The organism is Oerskovia turbata (assembly GCF_000718325.1).
GTDB lineage: Bacteria > Actinomycetota > Actinomycetes > Actinomycetales > Cellulomonadaceae > Oerskovia > Oerskovia turbata.
Map to the genome: position 1 here is coordinate 1 of NZ_JOFV01000024.1, position 20,852 is coordinate 20,852.

The 20,852-nt window shown below is 72.7% G+C and carries 17 protein-coding genes; 8 read left to right on the plus strand and 9 right to left on the minus strand.

What is annotated here, in order from left to right; all coding sequences use genetic code 11:
• Positions 1–220: 220 nt before the first annotated feature.
• From IE95_RS0117795 to IE95_RS0117810, 4 genes are all read left to right on the plus strand, one after another.
• Positions 221–1,738, plus strand: coding sequence for an MFS transporter (locus IE95_RS0117795; RefSeq protein ID WP_051703284.1), 1,518 nt, complete (start codon positions 221–223; stop codon positions 1,736–1,738).
• Positions 1,739–1,880: 142 nt separating this feature from the next.
• Entirely contained in the window at positions 1,881–3,353 is a 1,473-nt protein-coding gene (gene gadC / locus IE95_RS0117800) for a glutamate/gamma-aminobutyrate antiporter GadC (protein ID WP_030153435.1), read from the plus strand.
• A complete protein-coding gene (locus IE95_RS0117805; protein ID WP_030153437.1) occupies positions 3,350–3,793 on the plus strand; it encodes a hypothetical protein in 444 nt (147 codons plus the stop codon). Before gadC ends, IE95_RS0117805 begins: the two co-directional genes overlap by 4 nt.
• Before the next feature lie 109 nt (positions 3,794–3,902).
• Positions 3,903–4,292: a nuclear transport factor 2 family protein gene (locus IE95_RS0117810; RefSeq protein WP_030153440.1), complete on the plus strand. Its 390-nt coding sequence runs from the start codon at positions 3,903–3,905 to the stop codon at positions 4,290–4,292.
• Here the strand turns inward: IE95_RS0117810 and IE95_RS0117815 are convergent.
• From IE95_RS0117815 to IE95_RS0117840, 6 genes are all read right to left on the minus strand, one after another.
• Positions 4,289–6,550: a DEAD/DEAH box helicase gene (locus IE95_RS0117815; RefSeq protein WP_084690406.1), complete on the minus strand. Its 2,262-nt coding sequence runs from the start codon at positions 6,548–6,550 to the stop codon at positions 4,289–4,291. The genes IE95_RS0117810 and IE95_RS0117815 overlap by 4 nt on opposite strands.
• A 218-nt stretch (positions 6,551–6,768) precedes the next feature.
• Positions 6,769–8,895 (minus strand): 3-hydroxyacyl-CoA dehydrogenase NAD-binding domain-containing protein, encoded by a 2,127-nt coding sequence (locus tag IE95_RS0117820; protein WP_030153444.1) that lies wholly within the window; start codon positions 8,893–8,895, stop codon positions 6,769–6,771.
• A 3-nt stretch (positions 8,896–8,898) separates the two neighbouring features.
• Entirely contained in the window at positions 8,899–10,173 is a 1,275-nt protein-coding gene (locus IE95_RS0117825) for a thiolase family protein (protein ID WP_030153446.1), read from the minus strand.
• A 232-nt stretch (positions 10,174–10,405) separates the two neighbouring features.
• The gene (locus IE95_RS0117830; RefSeq protein WP_030153448.1) at positions 10,406–11,452 is read right to left on the minus strand and encodes a lipid II:glycine glycyltransferase FemX; all 1,047 of its coding nucleotides are present in this window, start codon (positions 11,450–11,452) and stop codon (positions 10,406–10,408) included.
• Between the two features lie 66 nt (positions 11,453–11,518).
• Positions 11,519–12,940 (minus strand): HRDC domain-containing protein, encoded by a 1,422-nt coding sequence (locus IE95_RS0117835; protein WP_084690407.1) that lies wholly within the window; start codon positions 12,938–12,940, stop codon positions 11,519–11,521.
• Positions 12,937–13,530, minus strand: a complete 594-nt coding sequence (locus tag IE95_RS0117840; RefSeq protein WP_240666271.1) for a DUF3000 domain-containing protein — start codon at positions 13,528–13,530, stop codon at positions 12,937–12,939. The genes IE95_RS0117835 and IE95_RS0117840 overlap by 4 nt, the downstream gene beginning before the upstream one ends.
• 178 nt (positions 13,531–13,708) lie before the next feature.
• On the opposite strand from IE95_RS0117840, the gene gndA reads away from it, so the two are divergent.
• From gndA to cuyB, 3 genes are all read left to right on the plus strand, one after another.
• Positions 13,709–15,154 carry an NADP-dependent phosphogluconate dehydrogenase gene (gndA, locus tag IE95_RS0117845; RefSeq protein WP_030153454.1) on the plus strand — a complete coding sequence of 482 codons (1,446 nt, stop codon included), beginning with the start codon at positions 13,709–13,711 and terminating at the stop codon, positions 15,152–15,154.
• Positions 15,155–15,252: 98 nt separating this feature from the next.
• Positions 15,253–16,407: a carboxylate--amine ligase gene (locus tag IE95_RS0117850; protein ID WP_240666270.1), complete on the plus strand. Its 1,155-nt coding sequence runs from the start codon at positions 15,253–15,255 to the stop codon at positions 16,405–16,407.
• Positions 16,404–17,195, plus strand: a complete 792-nt coding sequence (gene cuyB / locus IE95_RS0117855) for a cysteate racemase (RefSeq protein WP_240666269.1) — start codon at positions 16,404–16,406, stop codon at positions 17,193–17,195. The genes IE95_RS0117850 and cuyB overlap by 4 nt, the downstream gene beginning before the upstream one ends.
• 113 nt (positions 17,196–17,308) lie before the next feature.
• Here the strand turns inward: cuyB and IE95_RS0117860 are convergent, their stop codons facing one another.
• On the minus strand, positions 17,309–17,794 hold the full coding sequence (locus IE95_RS0117860; RefSeq protein WP_030153462.1) for a hypothetical protein: 486 nt from the start codon (positions 17,792–17,794) through the stop codon (positions 17,309–17,311).
• A gap of 22 nt (positions 17,795–17,816) precedes the next feature.
• The gene (locus tag IE95_RS0117865) at positions 17,817–18,752 is read right to left on the minus strand and encodes a dihydrofolate reductase family protein (RefSeq protein WP_084690408.1); all 936 of its coding nucleotides are present in this window, start codon (positions 18,750–18,752) and stop codon (positions 17,817–17,819) included.
• Between the two features lie 33 nt (positions 18,753–18,785).
• Here IE95_RS0117865 and zapE point away from each other — a divergent pair, with 33 nt between their 5' ends.
• Entirely contained in the window at positions 18,786–19,922 is a 1,137-nt protein-coding gene (gene zapE, locus IE95_RS0117870; RefSeq protein ID WP_030153466.1) for a cell division protein ZapE, read from the plus strand.
• On the opposite strand, the gene IE95_RS0117875 is transcribed toward zapE, so the two are convergent.
• The gene (locus IE95_RS0117875) at positions 19,900–20,850 is read right to left on the minus strand and encodes a polyphosphate kinase 2 family protein (protein ID WP_084690409.1); all 951 of its coding nucleotides are present in this window, start codon (positions 20,848–20,850) and stop codon (positions 19,900–19,902) included. The two genes, zapE and IE95_RS0117875, sit on opposite strands and share 23 nt — an antisense overlap.
• Positions 20,851–20,852: the final 2 nt, after the last annotated feature.

The following is a 20,852-nucleotide window of genomic DNA, read 5'->3' on the forward strand; positions in this document are numbered from 1 at the left end:
TGCCTACCTGGCTCCAGCACTACAACCTAGAACGACCCCACCTCGGCATCGGCGGCCTACGACCCATCGACCGAGTCAACAACGCAACGAGTCAGTACAACTAGCGCACCGCGCCTCCCGCCTGGGGAGCGCACGGCGTTCGACAGGAGCGCAGCGGCCATCTGCCCTACCGTGTGGGAGGGGTACCCGCCCCGAGCCCGTCACGGGAAAGGGCAGTGCGATGAGCGACGCTGCGCAGGTCGGTGGTCAGGTCGGTACCAAGGCGGGCGGGGTCCTCGCGGCCACGTGCATCTCCACGCTGGTGGTCAACGCGAACACGTCGGCGGTCAGCATCCTGCTCCCGGCGATCTCCGAGGACACCGGGACGTCCGTGACCACGCTGCAGTGGGCCGTGACGGGCTACTCGCTCGTCGGGGCGGCCGTCATCGTCACCTCGGGCTCGCTGGGCGACGTCTTCGGTCGTCGTCGGGTGTTCCAGCTCGGCCTGCTGCTGTTCGTCGTGTCGTGCGTGATGATCGCGCTGGCCGGGTCCGGGGGCATGGTCATCGCCGGTCGCGTGATCCAGGGCGCGGCGGGGGCGACGATCCTCGCGTGCGGTCTCAGCCTGCTGTCGGTCGCGAACGCGGGCGACGCCCAGCTCCGCGCCGTCTCGCTGTGGGGTGCCGCGGCGGCCGTGGGTGCCGCGGCCGGTCCGCTGGTCGGCGGCGTGCTCGTCGACGTCACGGGGTGGCAGGGGCTGTTCTGGATCGACGCGGGGATCGCGGTCCTGTGCATGGTCCTGACCGTGCTGACGGTCGCCGAGTCGAGGGACCCCGACCGACCGAGGACGATCGACTATGCGGGCACCATGCTCATCGCGCTGACGCTGACCCCGCTCATCCTGGGCGTGACCAAGAGCGGCGACTGGGGCTGGTTCTCGGTGGCCACGCTGGGGTGCTTCGCGATCTCTGTGGGGGCGGACGTCGCGTTCGTCGTCGTCGAGGGGCGGGTGGCCGTCCCGCTCGTGGACCTCGCCCTGCTCCGCAACCGCGTGCTCGTGGGCTCGACCATCGCGATCCTCATCGGGGCGGGCACGATCAACGGCCTGATGTACCTTCTGAGCCTGTACTTCCAGGACCCCGCGACCCTGGGCTTCAGCCCGCTCCAGGCGGGGCTCGCGACGCTCCCGGCGACCGTGGGACTCGTGGTGATCGCCCCGCTCGTGCCGCGCCTCGCGGCGAAGATCGGCGGTCGGCAGACGATTGGGCTGGGGTTCGCCCTGACCACGGTCGGGTTCGTGATCGTGGGCTTCGTCGACGCGTCGTGGCTCTACCCTGCGTTCCTGCTGCCGCTCGTCGCGATCGCGGTCGGCATGGGCCTGTCCAACGGGCCCGCCTCGGCTGCAGCGACCGCGGCGGTGCCCGAGAACCAGGTGGGCGGAGCGTCGGGCATCTCCAACATGGCTCGCTACGTCGGTGCCGCGCTGGCGACCGCGCTGGCCGCCACCATCTACGGCAACGTGATCGCAGCCCGTTCCACCGCCGGGGCCGCGCAGAGCGAGGCCCTGGCCTCGGGGCTTGCGGCCGCCGCGTGGATGATGGCGGTCTTCAGCTTCCTCGGCGTGCTCATGGCGGTCGTGATCGGTCGTCACCGTGCCACGAAGGGGACGCTTGACGACGCGGCCGCGGCGGCCGCCGCGGTCTCCTTCACGTTGCCGACCTCGGCGACCGCGGGACAAACCGGCTCAGACCGGGGCTGAGCGCTCTCTCCCCGGACGGTGCGGTTCACTCGATCTGGATGACGTGCTCCCGGTTCCCCGGGCGGCACACTCGAACCAAGGCCTGACCGACGACGTCGACGGAGGCAGTGATGACCACGCAAGCACCCCCGCAGGACGCGCGATGAGCGCGGCGGACGTCCCCGCCGACCTTCCCGTCGACGGCGCCGCGGCGGTCCCGGCCGCCCGCACGCGCGCGACGAACACTCAGTGGATCTCCTGGGTCGCGCTCGCCATGATGACCACCAGCTCGGTCGCGAGCCTGCGCGCCGCGCCGACGATGGCCGTGTACGGCCTGGCCTGTGTGTTCCTCTATCTGCTGCCCGCGGTCGTCTTCCTGCTGCCGACCTCGCTGGTGTCCGCGGAGCTCGCCTCGGGCTGGACCGGTGGAATCTACAAGTGGGTCTCCGAGGGCATCTCGAAGCCCATGGGCTTCCTCGCGGTGTGGTGCCAGTTCGCCATGACGATCTTCTACTACCCGAGCCTGCTCGGGTTCGTCGCGAGCACGCTCGCGTACGTCATCAACCCCGCGCTCGCCAGCAGCGGGGTGTGGACCGCGGCCGTGATCATCGTCGTCTACTGGTCCGGCGTGTGGGTCTCCTCGCGCGGCACCAAGGGCGTTGCCGGCCTCGCGAGCGGCGGGCTCATCATCGGGACCCTGATCCCCGGCGTCGTCCTCGTGACCCTGGGTGTCGTGTTCCTCGGTCAGGGGAACGAGTCCGCGGCGCCCATGACGGCCGACAACCTGCTGCCGGCCTGGGCCGGGCTCTCGAGCCTCGTCCTCATCGTCAACAACTTCCTGTCGTACTCCGGCATGGAGATGAACGCGGTCCACGTGTCGTCGCTGAAGAACCCCGGGAAGCAGTTCCCGAAGTCGATGTTCCTCGCGATGGGCATGGTGCTGGCGATCTTCATCCTTCCCGCGCTGGCCATCAGCTGGATCGTGCCCGCCGAGGAGCTCTCGCTCACGGCGGGCGTGATGCAGGCCTTCGACGCGGTCTTCGCCAACTTCGGGTGGCAGTGGCTGACGCCGATCGTGGGGATCATGCTCGTCACGGCCTCCCTCGGTGGCATGCTCACGTGGCTCGCGGGTCCGTCCAAGGGCTTGTTGCTCATCTCCCGGCAGGAGGGTTACCTGCCACCGTTCCTGCAGCGGCTCAACAAGAACGGTGTCCAGCAGAACATCCTGGTCGTCCAGGGCATCGTGACCACGGTGATCGGCCTCGCCTACGCGCTGATCCCCGACGTCTCGAGCGCCTACTGGATCTTCTCCGTCATCACGACGCAGGTGTACCTGATCATGTACCTGCTGATGTTCGTGGCCGCGATCAACCTGCGCCGTCGTCAGCCCGACCACCCGCGCGGCTTCCGGGCCCCGATGCTCGTGAGCATGTGCGGCGTGGGCTTCGCGGCCTCTCTGGCGGCACTGCTGGTCGGGTTCGTCCCGCCGTCGCAGTTCTCCTCCGGCAGCCCGCTGGTCTACTTCCTCGTCGTGGGCGGCGGGGCCCTGGGCCTGGGCCTGTTCGTCCCGTTCCTGTTCTACCGGTTCCGCAAGCCGACCTGGAAGCAGGCCGAGTCGACGGAGGTGGCCTCGTGAGCACGCCGGAGGAGAACCAGCCGCGGCACGAGCGTCGGTGGATCTACATCGGCGCGTGCGTGATCCTCGTCGCGATGGGCGTGTGGGGGGTCCTCGCGTTCACCACCGTCAGGGAGTCGGCGCGTGCGTCGGAGAAGGCTGACGAGCTGATCGCGGCGATCGAGGACGCCGGGGTGCGCACCCCGGACAAGGACCAGGTCGTGCGCGTCCTGGGCGACGACGGCGGCGCGACGTGCGCCAACCCCAACGAGGCGCTCAGCCGGGCGACCCTGCTCGCGCAGCTCGCGAACGGGGCCACGGGCCCGGGCGCCCGGCCGGTCGTCGCGGACAGTCGGGTGGTCCAGGGGCAGCTGCTCATCATCGAGGTCTACTGCCCCGACGAGCTGGACGAGTTCCGGGCGTTCGTGGACGACCTCAAGACCGCAGACGTGGCGGGGTGAGGCGGTGACCGCCATGGCGGTCACGTTCGACGCCTAGTCCTCCTCAGCCACCCAGCAGCAACCCGTCAGCGTCCCAGCCGTGGTGTGCTCGGTTGCATACACTCGGGCGATGAGTCTTCTCGCTGCTGAGCACGCGCTCCAGGCCGCCCAGCGTGCGGGCGACGTCGACGCGCTGGACACGCTGCTGCATCCCCGGTGCGTGGGCGTCGGCCCCGACGGGTCGGTGTTCTCCAAGGACGACGACCTGGAGAGCCACCGCTCGGGTGCCCTGCGGATCACCCGCCTGGAGGAGGAGTCGCTCGACGTCCGGGAGGACGCCGTGAGCGGGGTGACCAGGCTGGTCGCTGCCGTGGAGGCGATCCAGGGTGGTGTCGCTGTCTCCGCGCGGTTGGTCTACACCCGCCTCTGGACGCGAAGGGACGAGCGCTGGCTGGTGCTGGCCGCCACGCTCGCGCCGGCCGCCGAGCCCGCCTCGCGCGACGTGGGCGGAACGCCCTAGGGCTGGGCGCTCTGCGCGCCCCACAGATCGTCGTCGGTCGGCGCGTCCTGCACGACGGCGTCCTGCGCTCCGGCGCCACCCGACGCGACCGGCGCCCCGCCCAGCCACCGTGCCTGCTCGGCCGCGACGATCGTCTGCGCGAGCCGGGCCTCCGACACGTCGACAGCGCCCGGCAGCGCGTCGGCCAGGACGCTGCGCCGCGCGTAGGCGTCGAACAGTCGGGCCTTGGTGCCGAGGATCTCGACCATGCGCTCGTCGACCGTGTCGGCGACGAGCAGCCGGTGGACCTGCACGGTGCGCACCTGGCCCATGCGGTGGGCGCGCGCGACGGCCTGCGCCTCGGTCGTGGGCTTGACCTGCGGCTCGCACAGGATGACGACGGACGCGGCCTGGAGGTTGACGCCGACCCCGCCCACGTCGATCTGGCTCACGAGCGCCCGGGGCACGGGCGAGGCCGTGAAGTCGTCGAGGACGGTCTGGCGGGCGCTCGCGCCCACCGACCCCGTGAGCGGTCCGGCCGCGAGGTCGCCCAGCGCGCGCACCACGAGGTCGACGACGTCACGGAAGTACGTGAACACCACGACCTTGCGGCCGTTCCCCGTGGCCTCCTCGACGAGCTCGACGAGCCGGCGCACCTTGGCCGAGTCCTCGGGGTGGTCGACGGCGTACGCGGCGCGACGCATAGCCATGAAGCTGCCCTCGCTCACCGCGGCACGGTAGGCGGCGCCGTCGGCTGGACCGAACGTCTCCCATTCCTCGACCTGGACGAGCTCGGGCAGCTCCTCGAGCACGTCCTCCTGGTTGCGTCGCAGGTACACAGGGGCCACCGCGAGCCGGAACCTCTCGGCCCCCGCGGCGCCGTGCGCTGCGCTGACCTGCTCGGCGACGTCGGGCTGGAGGTAGGCGACGAGGCGTCGGAACTCCTCGACGCGGTTCTCCATGACCGTGCCGGTCAGGAACAGCACGCGCTCGGTCCGTCCGGCCCAGGTGGCCACGGCCTGCGACCTCTTGGCCTCGGGGTTCTTGACGTAGTGCGCCTCGTCGACCACGAGCATCGCGGGCGCGGGCAGGTCGAGCGGCAGGAGCCCGACCTGCTCGAACGTCGTCACGGCCACGCCGCCCTCGCGCGCCCACTGCGCGGCCTCCTCGGCACGCTCGGGGCCGTGGACGTCGAGCGAGCGCAGCGTGCTGTGCCGCCTGACCTCGCGCACCCAGCTCGTCATGACGCTCGCGGGGCACACCACGAGGAAGTGCGTCGCGCCGTCCGCGGCGAGGTGCGCCATCGCGGCGATGGCCTGCACGGTCTTGCCGAGGCCCATCTCGTCGCCCAGGATCGTGCGCCGCTGGGCGAGGGCGTAGCGCGCCCCGAACACCTGGTACCCGCGCAGCGAGGCGGTCAGGAGGGTCTGGTCGAGGGGCTGGTCGTTCACCCGGGCGAGGAGCTCGGGCGGCAGGTGGCCCTCGGTCGCCTGGAGGTCGCGCCCGATGTCGACGACGTCGTCGAGCAGCGCGTAGTACGTGGCCGAGCGCGCCCGGAAGTCGGTCCACGCCTCGAAGGCGTCGACCGGCGCGGCGTCGAGGGCGGCGACGCGTCCGGCGGCTGCGACGGCTCCGGACCGCTCGGTGTCGTCGACGAGCCGCGCAAGGTCGCGCACGGCGTCCGCTGCCCGACGGCGCCGCGCGGGCAACGAGAAGAAGGTCCGGACCGCGCGGGTCGCCTCCTGGGCCGCGACCCGGTGCTCGGTGTGCCCCTCGAGGAACGTGACGACCAACTGTCGGTGGACCGTGGCGGCCGTGCGCGCCGCGTCGAGCCCTGCGAGGGCCTGGACGAGGCCGGTCGTGAACGGGTCGCCGGGGGCGTCGTCGATCCGGAACCGCAGGGTCTCCTGGACGGCGTGGGCGATCTGCGCCGCGGCCGCGAGGCAGTGCGTCGCGGTCTGCGGCCCGATCCCGGGCAGCCGTTCGAGCCCGGCGGGTCCTGCACGCAGCACGTCCCCGACGGTCGTGATGCCGCCGTCGACCAGGCGACCGACGCGCAGCCGCTCGCCGCTGACCTCGCGCAGCCGCTCGACCCCGATCGCCGAGAGCTCGCCCAGGACCTTGTCCTGCTGGCTCGACCCGAACGCGGTGCGCACGCGCTCGCGGAACCGGGCCGGCGCCCCGGCGAGACCCGAGAGCAGCGCGGCGACCTCGTCGGCCCGGGCGACGACGGCCCGCGCCTGGTCGGGCGTCGGGCGGGGGACGTCGAGCGCTGTCATCGGGCGGGCACTCCTGGGGGACGTCGGCGGGGGAGCAGGGCTACCTGGCGACGACCGGCGGGCAGAGGTGCCACGGATCGAGCGCCCCGCGACGCTATCACCGCGTCGCATCACCACCGCTCCCTGCCACCCGGCTGTCAGACGCCGAACCCGAGGGGGTCGGGCAACTCGGAGTTGCCCGACCCCCTCGGGTTCGGCAGACGGAGGCGAGCGACGCGTCAGGCGACGTGCGCCGGGACGTTCGCGACGCCGTCGGGCAGGAGACGGCGACCCAGGACCTTCTCCGAGTACCCCGTGCGGTCCAGGTACGGCGTGATGCCGCCGTCGTGGAACGGCCAGCCCGCACCCAGGATCATGCAGAGGTCGATCTGCTCGGGGCCCTGGACGACGCCCTCGTCGAGCATGTGGCCAATCTCTGTCGTGAGAGCGGTCAGGACCTGGTCGAGCACGCCCGCCTCGTCGAGCGCGCCCGGGCCGCCGGCCTCGCCCGTGCCGAAGTACGCCTGGATCGCCGGGTCGACGCTTGCGGGGATGCCGCGCGCCGGGGCGGGCAGGACGACCTTGGTGCCCTCGGCCACGAGCTTCTCGAGCCCGGGCGAGGACGGGAAGCGGTCGCCCAGGTCCTCGCGCAACGATGTCAGGACGTGCAGGCCCACGGCGGGGCCCACGAGGTCGAACAGCGCGAACGGACCCATGGGCAGGCCCAGGGGACGCAGCGCGCGGTCGGCGACCTCGACCGAGGTGCCGTTCTCGACGGCCTCCACGATCTTGCCCAGGAGCAGCACGAGCAGGCGGTTGACCACGAAGCCCGGGCGGTCGGCGACGCCCACCGCGGTCTTGCGCAGGGCCTTCGAGACCGCGAACGCCGTGGCGAGGGCCTCGTCCGAGGTCTTCTCGGCCCGGACAACCTCGACGAGCGGCATCTGCGCGACGGGGTTGAAGAAGTGCAGCCCGACGACGCGCTCGGGGTGCGCCAGGTCTGCGGCCATCTCGGTGACGGACAGGGCCGAGGTGTTGGTCGCGAGGATCGTGTCGGGGCCGATGATGCCCTCGAGCTCGGCGAAGACCTTCTTCTTGAGCCCCAGCACCTCGGTCACGGCCTCGATCACGAAGTCGCAGCGCGAGAACTCGGTGATGTCCGTGGTCCCGTGGACCGAGGACAGCACCTTGGCGCCCACGTCCTTGGTCATGCGGCCCGTCGTGACGAGCTTCTCGACCGTCGTGCGGACGTAGTCGAGCCCGTGCTGCACGCGCTCGGCGTCGAGGTCGCGCATCGTCACGGGCACGCCCAGGCGCTGCGCGAACAGCAGCGCGAGCTGGGCCGCCATGAGGCCCGCGCCCACGATCCCGACCGACGTGACCGGGCGGGCGAGCTTCGGGTCCGGTGCGCCCGCAGGGCGCTTGCCGTGCGAGACGAGCTGGAACGCGTAGACGCTCGCGCGCATCTCGTCGGACATGATCAGGTCCGCCAGGGCCTCGTCCTCGGCCGCGAAGGCCTCGTCCTTGGTCGCGGTGCGTGCCGCGGCCAGGAGGTCCAGGGCCCGGTACGGCGCGGGCCGGGACCCGTGCACGACCGCGTCGAGCTGCTTGCGCGCACCGGCCACGACCGCGTCCCACACCGGGGCGGGGTCGAGCTCGCGGCGCTCGACGACCGTGGTGCCGCGCACGACGTCGGCGGTCCAACGGATCGAGGACTCGAGGAAGTCGGGCGCCTCGAACAGCGCGTCGGCCAGTCCGATCTCGAAGGCCTCCTTGGCCTTGAACGGCTTGTTGGCGCTCGGGCGCGTGAGGACGACGTCCATGGCCTTCTCGATGCCCACGAGGCGCGGCACGATGTACGCGCCGCCCCAGCCCGGTACCAGGCCGAGGCCGACCTCGGGGAGCGCGAGCGCGGGGGCGTCGGTCGCGACCGTGCGGTAGTCGCAGTTGAGCGCGACCTCGAGGCCGCCGCCCAGGGCCAGGCCGTTGATGTACGCGAACGTCGGGACGCCCATCTCGCCGAGCAGGCGGTAGGCCGCGTGGCCGCCGCGGCCCAGCTCGAGCGCCTCGTCGCGGGTCCGCACCGTGGCGACCTGCGTGAGGTCGGCGCCCGCCGCGAGGAAGTAGGGCTTGCCCGTCACGGCGACGGCCGCGATCTCGCCGCGCGCCGCGCGCGCCTGGAGCGCGGTCAGCGCGGCCGTGAGCTCGGCGATGCCGCCCGGCCCGAGCGTCGTGGGCTTGGTGTGGTCGAGGCCGTTGTCGAGGGTGAGGAGCGCGAGCGTGCCCGCACCGCCCGGCAGCTCGACGTCGCGGACCAGGGAGTGGGTCACGCGCTCGGAACGAGGCGCTGTCGTCTGGGTGCTCATGGGTCAGTTCTCCCCGTCGGTCGAAGCGGTCGTGTCGGCGCTCGTGTGGCCCGAGTAGTCGGCGTGGTGCGGGTTCTCCCAGACGACCGTGCCGCCCATGCCCAGGCCCACGCACATCGTGGTCAGGCCGTAGCGGACCTCGGGGTGCTGCTCGAACTGGCGCGCGAGCTGCGTCATGAGGCGCACGCCCGACGCCGCGAGGGGGTGACCCACCGCGATCGCGCCGCCGTACTGGTTGACGCGCGCGTCGTCGTCGGGCATGCCGAAGTGGTCGAGGAACGCCAGGACCTGCACCGCGAAGGCCTCGTTGATCTCGAACAGGCCGATGTCCTCGATGCTCAGCCCGGCCTGGGCCAGGGCCTTCTCGGTCGAGGGGATGGGGCCGATGCCCATGACCTCGGGGTCGACGCCCACGTAGGCGAACGACACGAGGCGCATGCGGGCCGGCAGGCCGAGCTCGGCCACGACGTCGCCCGCCGCGAGGAGCGAGACAGCGGCACCGTCGGTCAGCGGGGACGCGTTGCCCGCGGTGACCTTGCCGCCGGGGCGGAAGGGCGTCTTGAGGTTCGCGATGTCCTCGACGGTCGTGCCCGGGCGGGGCAGCTCGTCGGCCGTGGCCAGGCCCCAGCCCTGCGCCGGGTCGCGCAGCGCGACCGGGACGAGGTCCGGCGTCACGTCACCGTTGGCGAGAGCCTTGGCGTACTTGGCCTGGCTCGCGACGCCGTACGCGTCCGCGCGCTCCTTGGTCAGGTGCGGGAAGCGGTCGTGCAGGTTCTCGGCGGTCGCGCCCATGACAAGTGCGGTGGAGTCCACGAGCTTCTCGGCGACGAACCGCGGGTTGGGGTCCGCGCCCTCGCCCATGGGGTGGTGGCCCATGTGCTCCAGGCCGCCCGCGAGCGTCACGTCCTGGGCGCCGATCGCGATGGCCGACGCGGTCGTGGTGACCGCCGTCATGGCCCCCGCGCACATGCGGTCGATCGCGAAGCCCGGGACGGACTTCGGCAGGCCGGCCAGCACGGCGACGCTGCGTCCGAGGGTCAGGCCCTGGTCGCCCGTCTGGGTCGTCGCGGCGAGCGCGACCTCGTCGATGCGCTCGGCGGGGAGCTCGGGGCGGCGGCGCAGCAGCTCGCGCACGGCCTTCACGGCCAGGTCGTCGGCACGGGTGTTCGCGTAGATGCCGTCAGGGCGGGCCTTGCCGAACGGCGTGCGCACCCCCTCGACGAAGACGACGTCGCGGACGGTCCGGCGCGAGCCCGAACCCTTGCTGGCCACAGTCATGGCTTCTCCTGATCTGGACGGCGGTGTCCCTGAGCGTCACCGCTCAGCGTTGGTACAGGCTACCCGCGGTACCAGGAAAATGCACGAAAGTGTGAGACCGAGTATCGACAACGAGCGACGGACCCGCTCGACCACACGGGTTCGAGCGGGTCGGTCGGGGTTCGTCGGGCGGGCGCGGGACGATACGCAGTCTCGCGCGCCCCGGGGTCCGGGCGCCCGCCAGGGGCTGTTCTCAGCTGCCGCCGCGCAGCTTGCGGACGACCTTCTTGGCGGTCGGCAGACCCTTGTTCCACGCCGTGTACCACATCGAGAACGGCACGTCGATGCTCCCGACCAGCTCGTCCTCGTGGGACGCGAAACCACGCTTGAACGTCGAGATCCCGTCGTTGAGCAGCCCGTTGACGTCGTAGCGCACCACCCCGCGCTCGCGCATCGCGTTGATCGCGTACCACTTGAGGCCGTAGTTGGCCCGCAGCCGCTGCCCCTCCTCGTCCATGCCGCCGTACAGCTCGAACGACGTGCGCGCCGAGGCCGCGAACCACACGAAAGACACCGGACGGTCGTGCGGGCCGCCCTCGGCCGAGCGCGCGAAGGCCGCGAAGACGGGGGAGTGCTCGCCCAGCTCGTCGAACACGCGCTCGTAGTACGAGTCCTCGTGCAGGCCGAAGCCCGCACGCTCAGCCGTCTGACGGTACAGGCGCAGGCAGGCCGCGAGCTCGCCGCGCGTCGTCACGGGGCGGAAATCGAGGTCCTCGCGCTCGGACTTGCGGATGTACTGGCGGGTCTTCTTCGCCATGTCGGACATGAGCTCGTCAGGCGTCCTGCGCAGGTCGAGGATCAGCGTCGTCGGGTAGAGCACCGGGTTGACCGCGGGTGCCGCGCCCTCGAGCTCGAGCGACGTCCCGGCGTCCCAGTCGGGCTCGAGCGTGATGCCCACGCCACCCACGTTCGTGCGGCACCACTGCACCACGGCCTCGGTCACGGCCGAGCGCGTCGCGGGATAGCCGACGCCGTCGGGCATGACGACAGGTCCGCGCGGGACGTAGCTGAGCGCCTTGAACTGCGCGGGCAGCGAACGGACCAGCACCTGGGCGAGGCCCAGCACGGTCCCGTCGGGACCCGCGACCTGCAGGCGGCGGGGCGTCCAGGCCCCGGCCCCCTTGACCTCGCCCCACCCCCAGAGCTGGAGCGGGTGACCGCCCATCGCGAGCACCTGCTCGTCCCAGGCGGCGCGGTCGGTGATCGTCGTGACGGTCAGGGTGGAGGACTCGGACAACATGCCCCTGACCTTACCGGCGAGGGGAAGCCCTGGACGACGGCGTCTGCGTCGTCCGGGACGGTGGGCTCAGTCCGTGCCCGGGTCGCCCTGGTCCCCGCCGTCGACCGCGCGGGTCGCGTCCCCCGTGCCCGTCGTGGGCACAGGACGCGGGACCGACCCGGGGTCGGCGAGGGCCGCAGCGAGGGGCTCGGCCACGAGCCCGACCTGCCACTCGCGGGCACCGCGCCCGCGCAGGAACTGCGCGACGTGCTCGGCGTCCAGCGGCGTGGGCGGCGTCCAGCACACGCGGCGCAGCGCGTCGGGCTGCAGAAGGTTCTCGAGCGGCACACCGTGCTCGTCCGAGAGCCGCTGCACGACGGCGCGTGCCGCCTCCAGGCGGCGTGCGGCCTCGGGGTCACGCTCGGCCCAGGCGCGCGGAGGCGGCGGGGCGTCGCTACGAGGTCCCCGCGAGCTCGGCAGCGCGTCCTGCGGCAGAGCCAGGGCCTTGTCGATCGCCTGCTGCCACGACGCCGCCCGGCGGGCCGTGTTGCGCCCCGAGAACGCGGGCAGCCTCACGAGCTCGGGCACCGAGCGCGGCATGGCCTGGGCCGCCGCGACGATCGCACGGTCGGGCAGCACCCGGCCCGGGGCGATGTCCCGACGACGGGCGTTCTCGTCACGCGCCTCCCACAGGCTGCGCACGACCGCGAGGCTGCGCGGGTTGCGCAGCGCGTGCACGCCCGACGTACGGCGCCACGGCTCCTCGCGGGGCGGCGGCGGGGGAGCGGTGCGCACGGCCTCGAACTCCTGCGCGGCCCACTCGGCCTTGCCCTGCTCCTCGAGCCGCTCGCCCAGGACCCTGCGCAGCGGGATGAGCACCTCGACGTCGAGCGCCGCGTAGCGCAACCAGTCCACGGGCAGCGGGCGCGTGGACCAGTCCGCGGCCGAGTGCTCCTTGGCGAGACCGAGACCCAGGACCTCCGCGATGACGGCGGCCAGCCCCACACGCTCCATGCCGAGCAGGCGGGCCGCGAGCTCGGTGTCGAAGATGCGGGCGGGGTGCAGGTTCTGCTCGGCGAAACCGGGCAGGTCCTGCGAGGCCGCGTGCAGGATCCACTCGGCGTCGCCCACTGCCTCGCGCAGCGGCGAGAGGTCGGGGACGCCGATGGGGTCGATGAGCGCGGTCCCGGCGCCCTCGCGGCGGACCTGGACGAGGTATGTGCGCTGGCCGTACCGGTAGCCCGAGGCGCGCTCGGCGTCGGCCGCGACGGGGCCCGACGCGGCGGCGAACGCCGCGACGACCTCGGCGAAGGCCTCGGGGGTGTCGATCACGGGGCCGACGCCGTCGGCGGGCTCGGTGAGCGGGATCACCGGTGCTGCGGGCGCGTCGGGCGTCGTGGACGCGACAGGCGTGTCCTGCGCGCCGGCCGGCTCGGGGGCGGACGCCGCGCGGGCGCCGCCGCGGCCGTCGGGCGCGTGCGAGAACGAGGGGGTGTGGGCCGAGCTCATGGACCCACGGTATTGCGTCGCGAGCGCAACGACGTCACGCCGTCCGGGAGCGGCGGCAGACCGGCGGCCGTGCACAGCAGCGTGGACCAGGCGTCCAGGTGCGGTCCGAGGTCGGTCGAGCGCGGCGTCCACGAGGCGCGGATCTCGAGGTCGACGCCGTTCGCCTGGCCCGCGAGGGCGCCGAAGCTCTCCGACAGGACGCGGGTCACGGTGCCGCCCTCGGCGAGCGCGTCGACGCCCGAGCGGTCGAGCGCCTCCTCGAGCCAGGTCCATGCGACCTCGCCGAGGAGCGGGTCGGTGGCCTGCTCGGGGTCGAGGGTCGCGCGCACGAGCGTCACGACCCGGAACGTCCCGTGCCACGACTCCTGGCCCGCCGGGTCGTGCAGCACGATGAACCGTCCGTTCGCGAGCGCCTCGCCCGCGGCGTCGGTCCCGTCGACCTCACCCGTGAGGGCCAGGGCGAACGGGGCGATGCGGCTCGGTGCCGTGACCTCGCGCAGTCGGACCTCGGGGCGCACCCGACGGCGGCCGATCGACTCCAGGGCACGCAGGAAGTCCGGCGGTGCGGGGGGTTCTCCGGACGTGATCACAGCCGCACAGTACGAGCAGACGTCCACATCCTGGAGGCAAGGCGCGCGGAGGAGATCTAATCGTGATCGCCGGACTAGGCTGTCCTGAGTGTCCGCCGGCGCTCGTCGTCGGCTCGTCTCGCCGGCGTCCGGGACTCCTGCTCGCCGGTGCCCGCACCTACCCCGAGGAGCACAGCAGATGTCAGCCCGCGCACAGATCGGCGTCACCGGACTCGCGGTCATGGGCCGCAACCTGGCCCGCAACTTCGCCCGTCACGGCTACACGACCGCGGTGCACAACCGCTCCTTCGCCAAGACGCAGTCGCTCATCGCGGACCACGGCAGCGACGGCGATTTCATCCCCTCCGAGTCGATGGCGGACTTCGTCGCCTCGCTCGAGCGCCCCCGCAAGGTCGTCGTCATGGTCAAGGCCGGCGCCGCGACCGACGCCGTGATCGCCGAGCTCGTCCCGCTCCTCGAGCAGGGCGACATCATCATCGACGCCGGCAACGCGCACTTCCCCGACACGCGCCGCCGCGAGGCCGAGCTCAAGGAGAAGGGCCTGCACTACGTGGGCACCGGCGTCTCGGGCGGTGAGGAGGGCGCGCTCAACGGTCCGAGCATCATGCCCGGTGGCGCCCCCGAGTCCTACGAGACCCTCGGCCCGATCCTCGAGGACATCTCGGCAAAGGTCGACGGCGTGCCCTGCTGCACGTACGTCGGTCCGGACGGCGCGGGTCACTTCGTCAAGATGGTGCACAACGGCATCGAGTACGCCGACATGCAGCTCATCGCCGAGGCGTACGACCTCCTGAAGCAGGGCCTGGGCGCCTCTGCCCAGGAGATCGGCGAGATCTTCGCCGAGTGGAACAAGGGCGACCTCGAGTCGTTCCTCATCGAGATCACGGCCGACGTGCTCCAGCATGTCGACGCCGAGACCGGCAAGGCCTTCGTCGACGTCATCCTCGACCGTGCCGAGCAGAAGGGCACGGGCCGCTGGACGGTCCAGAACGCCCTCGACCTGGGTGTCCCGATCACGGGGATCGCCGAGGCGACGTTCGCCCGTGCGCTGTCCGGCTCGGTGCCTCAGCGCACAGCGGCCGTGGGCGTGCTGCCCGCCGACGCCGGCACGTGGGAGATCACGGACCGCGACGCGTTCGTCGAGGACGTCCGTCGCGCGCTGTACTCCTCGAAGGTCGTGGCGTACTCGCAGGGCTTCGACCAGATCGCCGCGGCGTCCCAGGAGTTCGGCTGGAACATCGACCGCGGGGCCATGGCCCGCATCTGGCGAGGCGGCTGCATCATCCGCGCCCGCTTCCTCAACCGCATCACCGAGGCGTACGAGCGCGACGAGAACCTCCCGCTGCTGCTCGCCGACCCGTACTTCACGCAGACCGTCGGCGAGGGCGTCTCGTCCTGGCGTCGCGTCGTGTCGCAGGCCGCGCTCAACGGTGTCCCGACACCCGCGTTCTCGTCGTCGCTCGCGTACTACGACGGCGTGCGTGCGGAGCGTCTGCCCGCCGCGCTGATCCAGGCGCAGCGCGACTTCTTCGGGGCGCACACGTACCAGCGCGTGGACAAGCCCGGTGTGTTCCACACCGAGTGGACCCGCGACCGCAGCGAGAGCGCTGAAGGCGACGCGTGAGCCGAGGGGTGACCCGGCCGGCTGTGGTGCACCCCATCATCCTCGGGGGTGATGCGGGTGCCTACAGCCTGGCCCGCGCTTTTCACGAGGCGTACGGCGTGCACAGCACCGTCGTCTCGATCGTCTCGACCCGGAACATGCGGTACTCGCAGATCCTGACCAACGTGATCGAGCCCCGGCTCGACGACCCGGAGGTCATGGTCGCCACGATCCGTCGGCTCGCCGCACAGGCCACGGCCCCGGTCATGGTCGTCACGTGCACCGACTGGTACGTCCGCGCTCTCTCCGAGCAGCGGGCCAAGATCGAGGACGTCGCGGTCGTGCCGTACACGAGCGTGGACCTGCTGGACCGCGTCATGGACAAGCAGCGCTTCTCGGAGCTGTGCCACGAGCTGGGGGTCCCGCACCCCCGCACGGTCGTGCGCCGCGGGGGCGAGCATGTCGGCGAGCTCGGCCTGCGGTTCCCGATCGTGGCCAAGCCGGGCGACAACGTGGCCTACCACCACACGTCGTTCGCCGGGAAGCAGAAGGTGCACCACCTCACGGACGTCTCGCAGCTCGAGTGGCTGCTGCGGGCGGCGGGCGAGGCGGGGTACCGCGAGCCGTTCATCATCCAGGAGTTCGTCCCGGGCAACGACTCGCAGATGCAGATCATGACGACGTTCTCCGCGCAGGACGGCACGGTGCGCATGGCGCACGGCGGCCGCGTCCTCATCGAGGAGCACACCCCGGGGACGCTGGGCAACCCGGCGGCCATCCTCACCGAGGTGCTCCCGCAGGTCGAGGCCGACGCGCGTCGGCTCGTCGAGCACCTGGGATGGACGGGCTTCGCGAACTTCGACATCAAGGTGGACCCGCGCGACGGTCGGGCGCACTTCTTCGAGCTCAACCCGCGCACGGGCCGATCGAACTACTACCTGACCGCGAGCGGCATCAACCCGGTCACGTACTGGGTGGGGGAGCACCTGCAGCAGGGGCGCACCCCGGATCCCCGGCGCGTCCCGATCCTCTACCGGATCGTGCCCGGCCCGCTCCTGAAGAAGTACCTGCCGAGCATGAGCGACCCCACGGTCGCGACCCGGCTCAAGAAGGTGCGGCGCGTGGCGCACCCGCTCAAGTACAGCCGGGACCGCGACCCGCGGCGCTCGCTGTGGGTCTTGCTGTCGGAGCTCAAGCAGTACAAGAAGTTCGCGCAGTTCTACCCGGTGTCGGCCGCCCAGGCGGCCGCGCACCGGCAGGGCGGCGGGGCGTGACGCAGCCCGGCGAGCCGTCGATGCTCGCGGGGCAGGCGCCGTCGGGCCCGACGGTGCCTGCCCCCACCCCGGTGACCCCGGCCCCGGTCGGGGTCGTCGGGGGTGTGGGGCCGCTCGCGACCGCGTACTTCCTGCAGCTCGTCGTCCAGCTCACGCAGGCCGAACGGGACCAGGACCACCTGGACATGGTCGTGCTCAACCACGCGACCATCCCGGACCGTACGGCGTTCATCCTGGGCCGCTCGGCCGAGGACCCCGCGCCGGTCCTGGCGAACGACGCGCGCCGGCTCGAACGGTTCGGGGTGTCGTTCCTCGTGATGCCGTGCAACACCGCGCACTACTTCACCCAGCAGGTCATCGACTCGACGAGCGTGCCGCTCCTGTCGATCATCGACGTGACGGTCGCGGCGGTGCGCGAGCGGCAGCCGGACCTCACCCAGGTGGGGCTCCTCGCGACCGAGGGGACCGCGACGTCCGGCGTCTACCAGGACGCGTTCGCGGCCGTGGGCATCGAGACGCTGCTCCCGGACGCCGCGGACCAGGCGGTCGTCAACACGATCATCTACGACCAGGTCAAGGCCGGGCAGCCGGTCGACATCGACGCGCTGCACGGGGTCGCGCAGCGGCTCCAGGCGCGGGGGGCCGGCGAGATCGTGCTCGGCTGCACCGAGCTCTCGGTCGTCGCAGCGGACCACGCGCTGCTCGACGACCCGGTGTTCGTCGACTCGATGGACCAGCTCGCGCGGGCCACGATCCGCCGCGCGGGTCACCGCGTGCGCGAGGGCTGAGGCTCACGCTCGACCGTGCGCTCGCCGGTGAGCACCGGCGCGGGGGCGGCATGACGAGAGGGTGGGACGCGTGCGTCCCACCCTCTCGTGCGTCGTGGCCCGGAGGCCGGTCCTCAGCCCAGCTCGCTCGTGCCCGAGTACAGGTGCAGCACGGGCACGTGCAGCTCCTCGCGTGCCCGCGAGGCCCAGTCCTGGTGGAACGTGTCCTCGACCGCGTGCGGGTAGGTGACGATCGCGATCTCGCGGACGTCGCCGGCCGCGACGGCGGCGCGCAGCGCGGGCAGCGGGTCGTCCTCGGTCACGGCACCCTCGGCCTCGCGGCCCGCGGCACGCAGCTCGGCGACGCTCGCGTCGAGGCGCTCCTGCGCCGTGGCCGTGGCCTGCGCGTGCGAGGGCTCCTTGCCGAGCACCTCGTCCCACGCCTCCTTGAGCTCTCCCACGCTGAGGTGGTCGATGATCGCGGAGACGACGTTGCGCTCGGTGTCGGCGGGCACGAGGACCCGGTAGGCGAGGGTCTCGTCGGGGTGGAGGGACAGGATGTGCTCCACGTCCACGGCGGCGAGGGTGTCTTCGGTCAGGACGAGGATGGTGTCGGTCACGGGACCAGACTAGCGACCGTCGTCACCGCAGCGCCCATCGGGCGACCAGCGTGCCGTCGGCGTGCAGGAGGTGGGCGAGACGCGGGTGCACGACCGGGCCGCTAGCCGCGGGCCCGTCCGGGGTGCCGGTCTCACGCTCGGCGCGGGCCCCGGCGGGCAGGGCCGGCAGCCCGCCCACGATGCGTCCCGGTCCGGGGCCCACGAGCACGGGCGTCGTCGTGACGCACAGCTCGTCGAGCAGGTCGCGGGCCAGGAGGTCGGCGAGCAGGTGGGGGCCGCCCTCGCACAGCACCCGCGCGAGGCCGCGGTCGGCCAGGGCTGCGAGCCCGGCGCGCAGGTCGGGTCCGGGCGTGGGCGAGGGAAGGTCGCGCGCGGTGAGCGGCGCACCCGGGGGAGCGGCGTCGTCGGGCCCGACGACGAGGATCCGGTCCGCCGGCACGCTCGCCCGCGCGACGCTGGCCCCGTGCTCGCCCGTGACGACGAACGGCGGGCGGTCGCCCCCGGCGAGCGAGGCAGGCAGGTGCCCGCTGCGCGTGACGACCGCGAGCTCGAGCGGTCCGCGCCCCGCCCGCAGGTGCTCGAGGCCGCGCGGGACGTCGAGCGCGGTGTAGCCCTCGGCCCGGGCCGTGCCCGCCCCGACGAGCACGACGTCCGCCAGGGCCCGCAGCACGCGGAAGACGCGCCAGTCGGCCGCGTCGTTGATGGTGCCCGAGCGGTGGTCGGGCCCCCACGCCCCGCCGTCGACGCTCGCGACCATGTTCGCGCGCACGTGCGGCCCGGGCGGCGAGGCGTAGAACGCGGCCAGCGCCTCCTCGTCGGGCGCAGGCTCCAGGCGGGTGCCCGCGAGGTGACCCGAGCCTCCCGGGCCGAGCAGGACGTCCAGGGTGGGCAGGGACGGCGCGCGCGGGCCGGTGCTCGCGGGCGGCAGGGGCGGGGTGACGTCCGACACAGCACTCATCCCGCCAGGCTAGTGCGCGTAGGCTGGATCCTCGTGACTGCCGCACCTCCCGACCTCGCCGGGAACCCGTCCGACCCGTCGACCCCGCCGCGTGCGCGCGCCCTGGCCGACATCCGGCCCGTCGTGCCGCCCACGCGCCTGCTCGCAGACCTCGTGCCGCCCCGCCACTTCGCGGACGCCCGCTTCTCGACGTACCGCGCGAACCCCGCCTACCCGAGCCAGGGGACGACCGTCGCGCGTCTCGTCGAGGTCGGTGCGCAGCTCGCGCCCGGAAAGGTGCGGCGCGGCCTGTTCGCGAAGCGCAAGGCGGCCCCCGCGATCTACATGGACGGCGGGTTCGGTGTCGGCAAGACGCACCTGCTGACCTCCCTGGCCCACGCGGTGGGCCCCGACGCGGCGTACGGGACGTTCGTCGAGTACACCAACCTGGTGGGCGCTCTCGGCTTCCAGGCCACGGTCGACGCGCTCGCGACCAAGCGCCTGGTCTGCATCGACGAGTTCGAGCTCGACGACCCGGGCGACACCGTCCTCATGTCCCGGCTCCTGCGCGAGCTCGCCGACCGCGACGTCGCGCTCGCCGCGACGTCCAACACGCTGCCGGGCTCTCTGGGCGAGGGGCGCTTCGCGGCAGAGGACTTCCTGCGGGAGATCCAGGCCATGGCCGCACGCTTCGAGGTCATGCGCGTCGACGGCGAGGACTACCGCCACCGCGCGGTCGTGACCGAGACGCAGCCGCTGCCCGCCGACGTCGTCGCGCGCGTCGCCGCGTCGCACCCTGGGGCCACGCTCGACTCGCTCGACGAGGTCCTCGACCACCTGCGCGGCGTCCACCCCAGCAAGTACGGCGCGATGCTCGACGACGTCACGCTCGTCGCGCTCACGGGGGTGCACCCGGTCACGGAGCAGTCGGCCGCGCTGCGGCTCGTCGTCCTGGTCGACCGCCTGTACGACCGGGACGTCCCGGTGCTGCTCGCGGACGACGTCGCGGCCGACAGCGCGGCTCACGGCGGTCCTGGCACCGACGGCGTGAGGCGCGGGGCCGCGGTCTCCTCGCTGTTCACCGAGGAGATGCTGCGCGGGGGCTACCGCAAGAAGTACTTCCGGGCGCTGTCCCGCCTGGGCTCGCTCGCCGAGGACGGCCGCGCGCTCACGCGGACTCCAACCGCCTGAGCTCGGTCGCCACGTCGAAGTCGGCGGGCGGCCACCCCAGGTCCAGGCGGCGCAGTGCGTCGAGCACGAGCTCGGAGACCGCGACGCGCGCGAACCACTTGGAGTCCGCCGGGATCACGTACCAGGGCGCGACCTCGGTGCTCGTGCGCTCGATCGCGGCCTGGTAGGCCTCCTGGTACGCGGGCCACCTCCGGCGCGCGTCGATGTCCCCCGGGTCGTACTTCCAGTGCTTCTCGGGGCGCTCCAGCCGCTCGCGCAGGCGCGCCTTCTGCTCGTCGAGCGACACGAACAGCGCGACCTTCACGACGGTCGTGCCGGCCGCGACGAGCTCGGCCTCGAACGCGTTGATCTGGTCGTAGCGCGCTTCCCAGACATCGGGCGGGACGAGCTCGTCGACGCGGGCCACGAGCACGTCCTCGTAGTGCGAACGGTCGAAGACGCCGAGGTAGCCGGGGTCCGGCAGTGCGCGGCGGATGCGCCACAGGAAGTCGTGCTCGCGCTCCTCGGCCGTGGGTACCCCGAACGAGGTGTGCTGGACTCCCTGCGGGTCCACCAGGCCGATCACGTGCCGCACGATGCCGCCCTTGCCCGCGGTGTCCATGCCCTGCAGGACTAGCAGGACCGAACGGCCCCCGCCGCTGCGTCCCTCGGCGAAGAGCCGCTCCTGCAGCTCGGAGAGCTCGTCGGCGTGCGCGTCGAGCAGCCTCTCGGCCTGCTTGCGGCCCTGCGACCACCCCGGCGTGGCGGCGCGGTCGAACGTCGCGAGGTCGAGGCCGCGCGGGGCGCGCAGCGCCTCGACGGGTGGCACGTCCCAGTCGAGCGACCGTTCGTCGCCGGTCCTGCTGCGCGCGCGGCGTGCCGCCGGGTCGACGAGGACCTCGGCGGGCGGTCGGGCCGGGACGGTCGAGCCGGACGAGTGCTTTCCCATGC

What these genes read in the sequence shown, in the direction of transcription:
- IE95_RS0117875 (WP_084690409.1), bottom strand. Translation starts at nt 20,850, where the DNA reads ATGGGAAAGCACTCGTCCGGCTCGACCGTCCCGGCCCGACCGCCCGCC.
- IE95_RS0117820 (WP_030153444.1), bottom strand. Translation starts at nt 8,895, where the DNA reads ATGAGCACCCAGACGACAGCGCCTCGTTCCGAGCGCGTGACCCACTCC.
- IE95_RS0117835 (WP_084690407.1), bottom strand. Translation starts at nt 12,940, where the DNA reads ATGAGCTCGGCCCACACCCCCTCGTTCTCGCACGCGCCCGACGGCCGC.
- IE95_RS0117815 (WP_084690406.1), bottom strand. Translation starts at nt 6,550, where the DNA reads ATGACAGCGCTCGACGTCCCCCGCCCGACGCCCGACCAGGCGCGGGCC.
- gndA (WP_030153454.1), top strand. Translation starts at nt 13,709, where the DNA reads ATGTCAGCCCGCGCACAGATCGGCGTCACCGGACTCGCGGTCATGGGC.
- IE95_RS0117795 (WP_051703284.1), top strand. Translation starts at nt 221, where the DNA reads ATGAGCGACGCTGCGCAGGTCGGTGGTCAGGTCGGTACCAAGGCGGGC.
- IE95_RS0117825 (WP_030153446.1), bottom strand. Translation starts at nt 10,173, where the DNA reads ATGACTGTGGCCAGCAAGGGTTCGGGCTCGCGCCGGACCGTCCGCGAC.
- gadC (WP_030153435.1), top strand. Translation starts at nt 1,881, where the DNA reads ATGAGCGCGGCGGACGTCCCCGCCGACCTTCCCGTCGACGGCGCCGCG.
- IE95_RS0117810 (WP_030153440.1), top strand. Translation starts at nt 3,903, where the DNA reads ATGAGTCTTCTCGCTGCTGAGCACGCGCTCCAGGCCGCCCAGCGTGCG.
- IE95_RS0117830 (WP_030153448.1), bottom strand. Translation starts at nt 11,452, where the DNA reads ATGTTGTCCGAGTCCTCCACCCTGACCGTCACGACGATCACCGACCGC.
- IE95_RS0117865 (WP_084690408.1), bottom strand. Translation starts at nt 18,752, where the DNA reads ATGAGTGCTGTGTCGGACGTCACCCCGCCCCTGCCGCCCGCGAGCACC.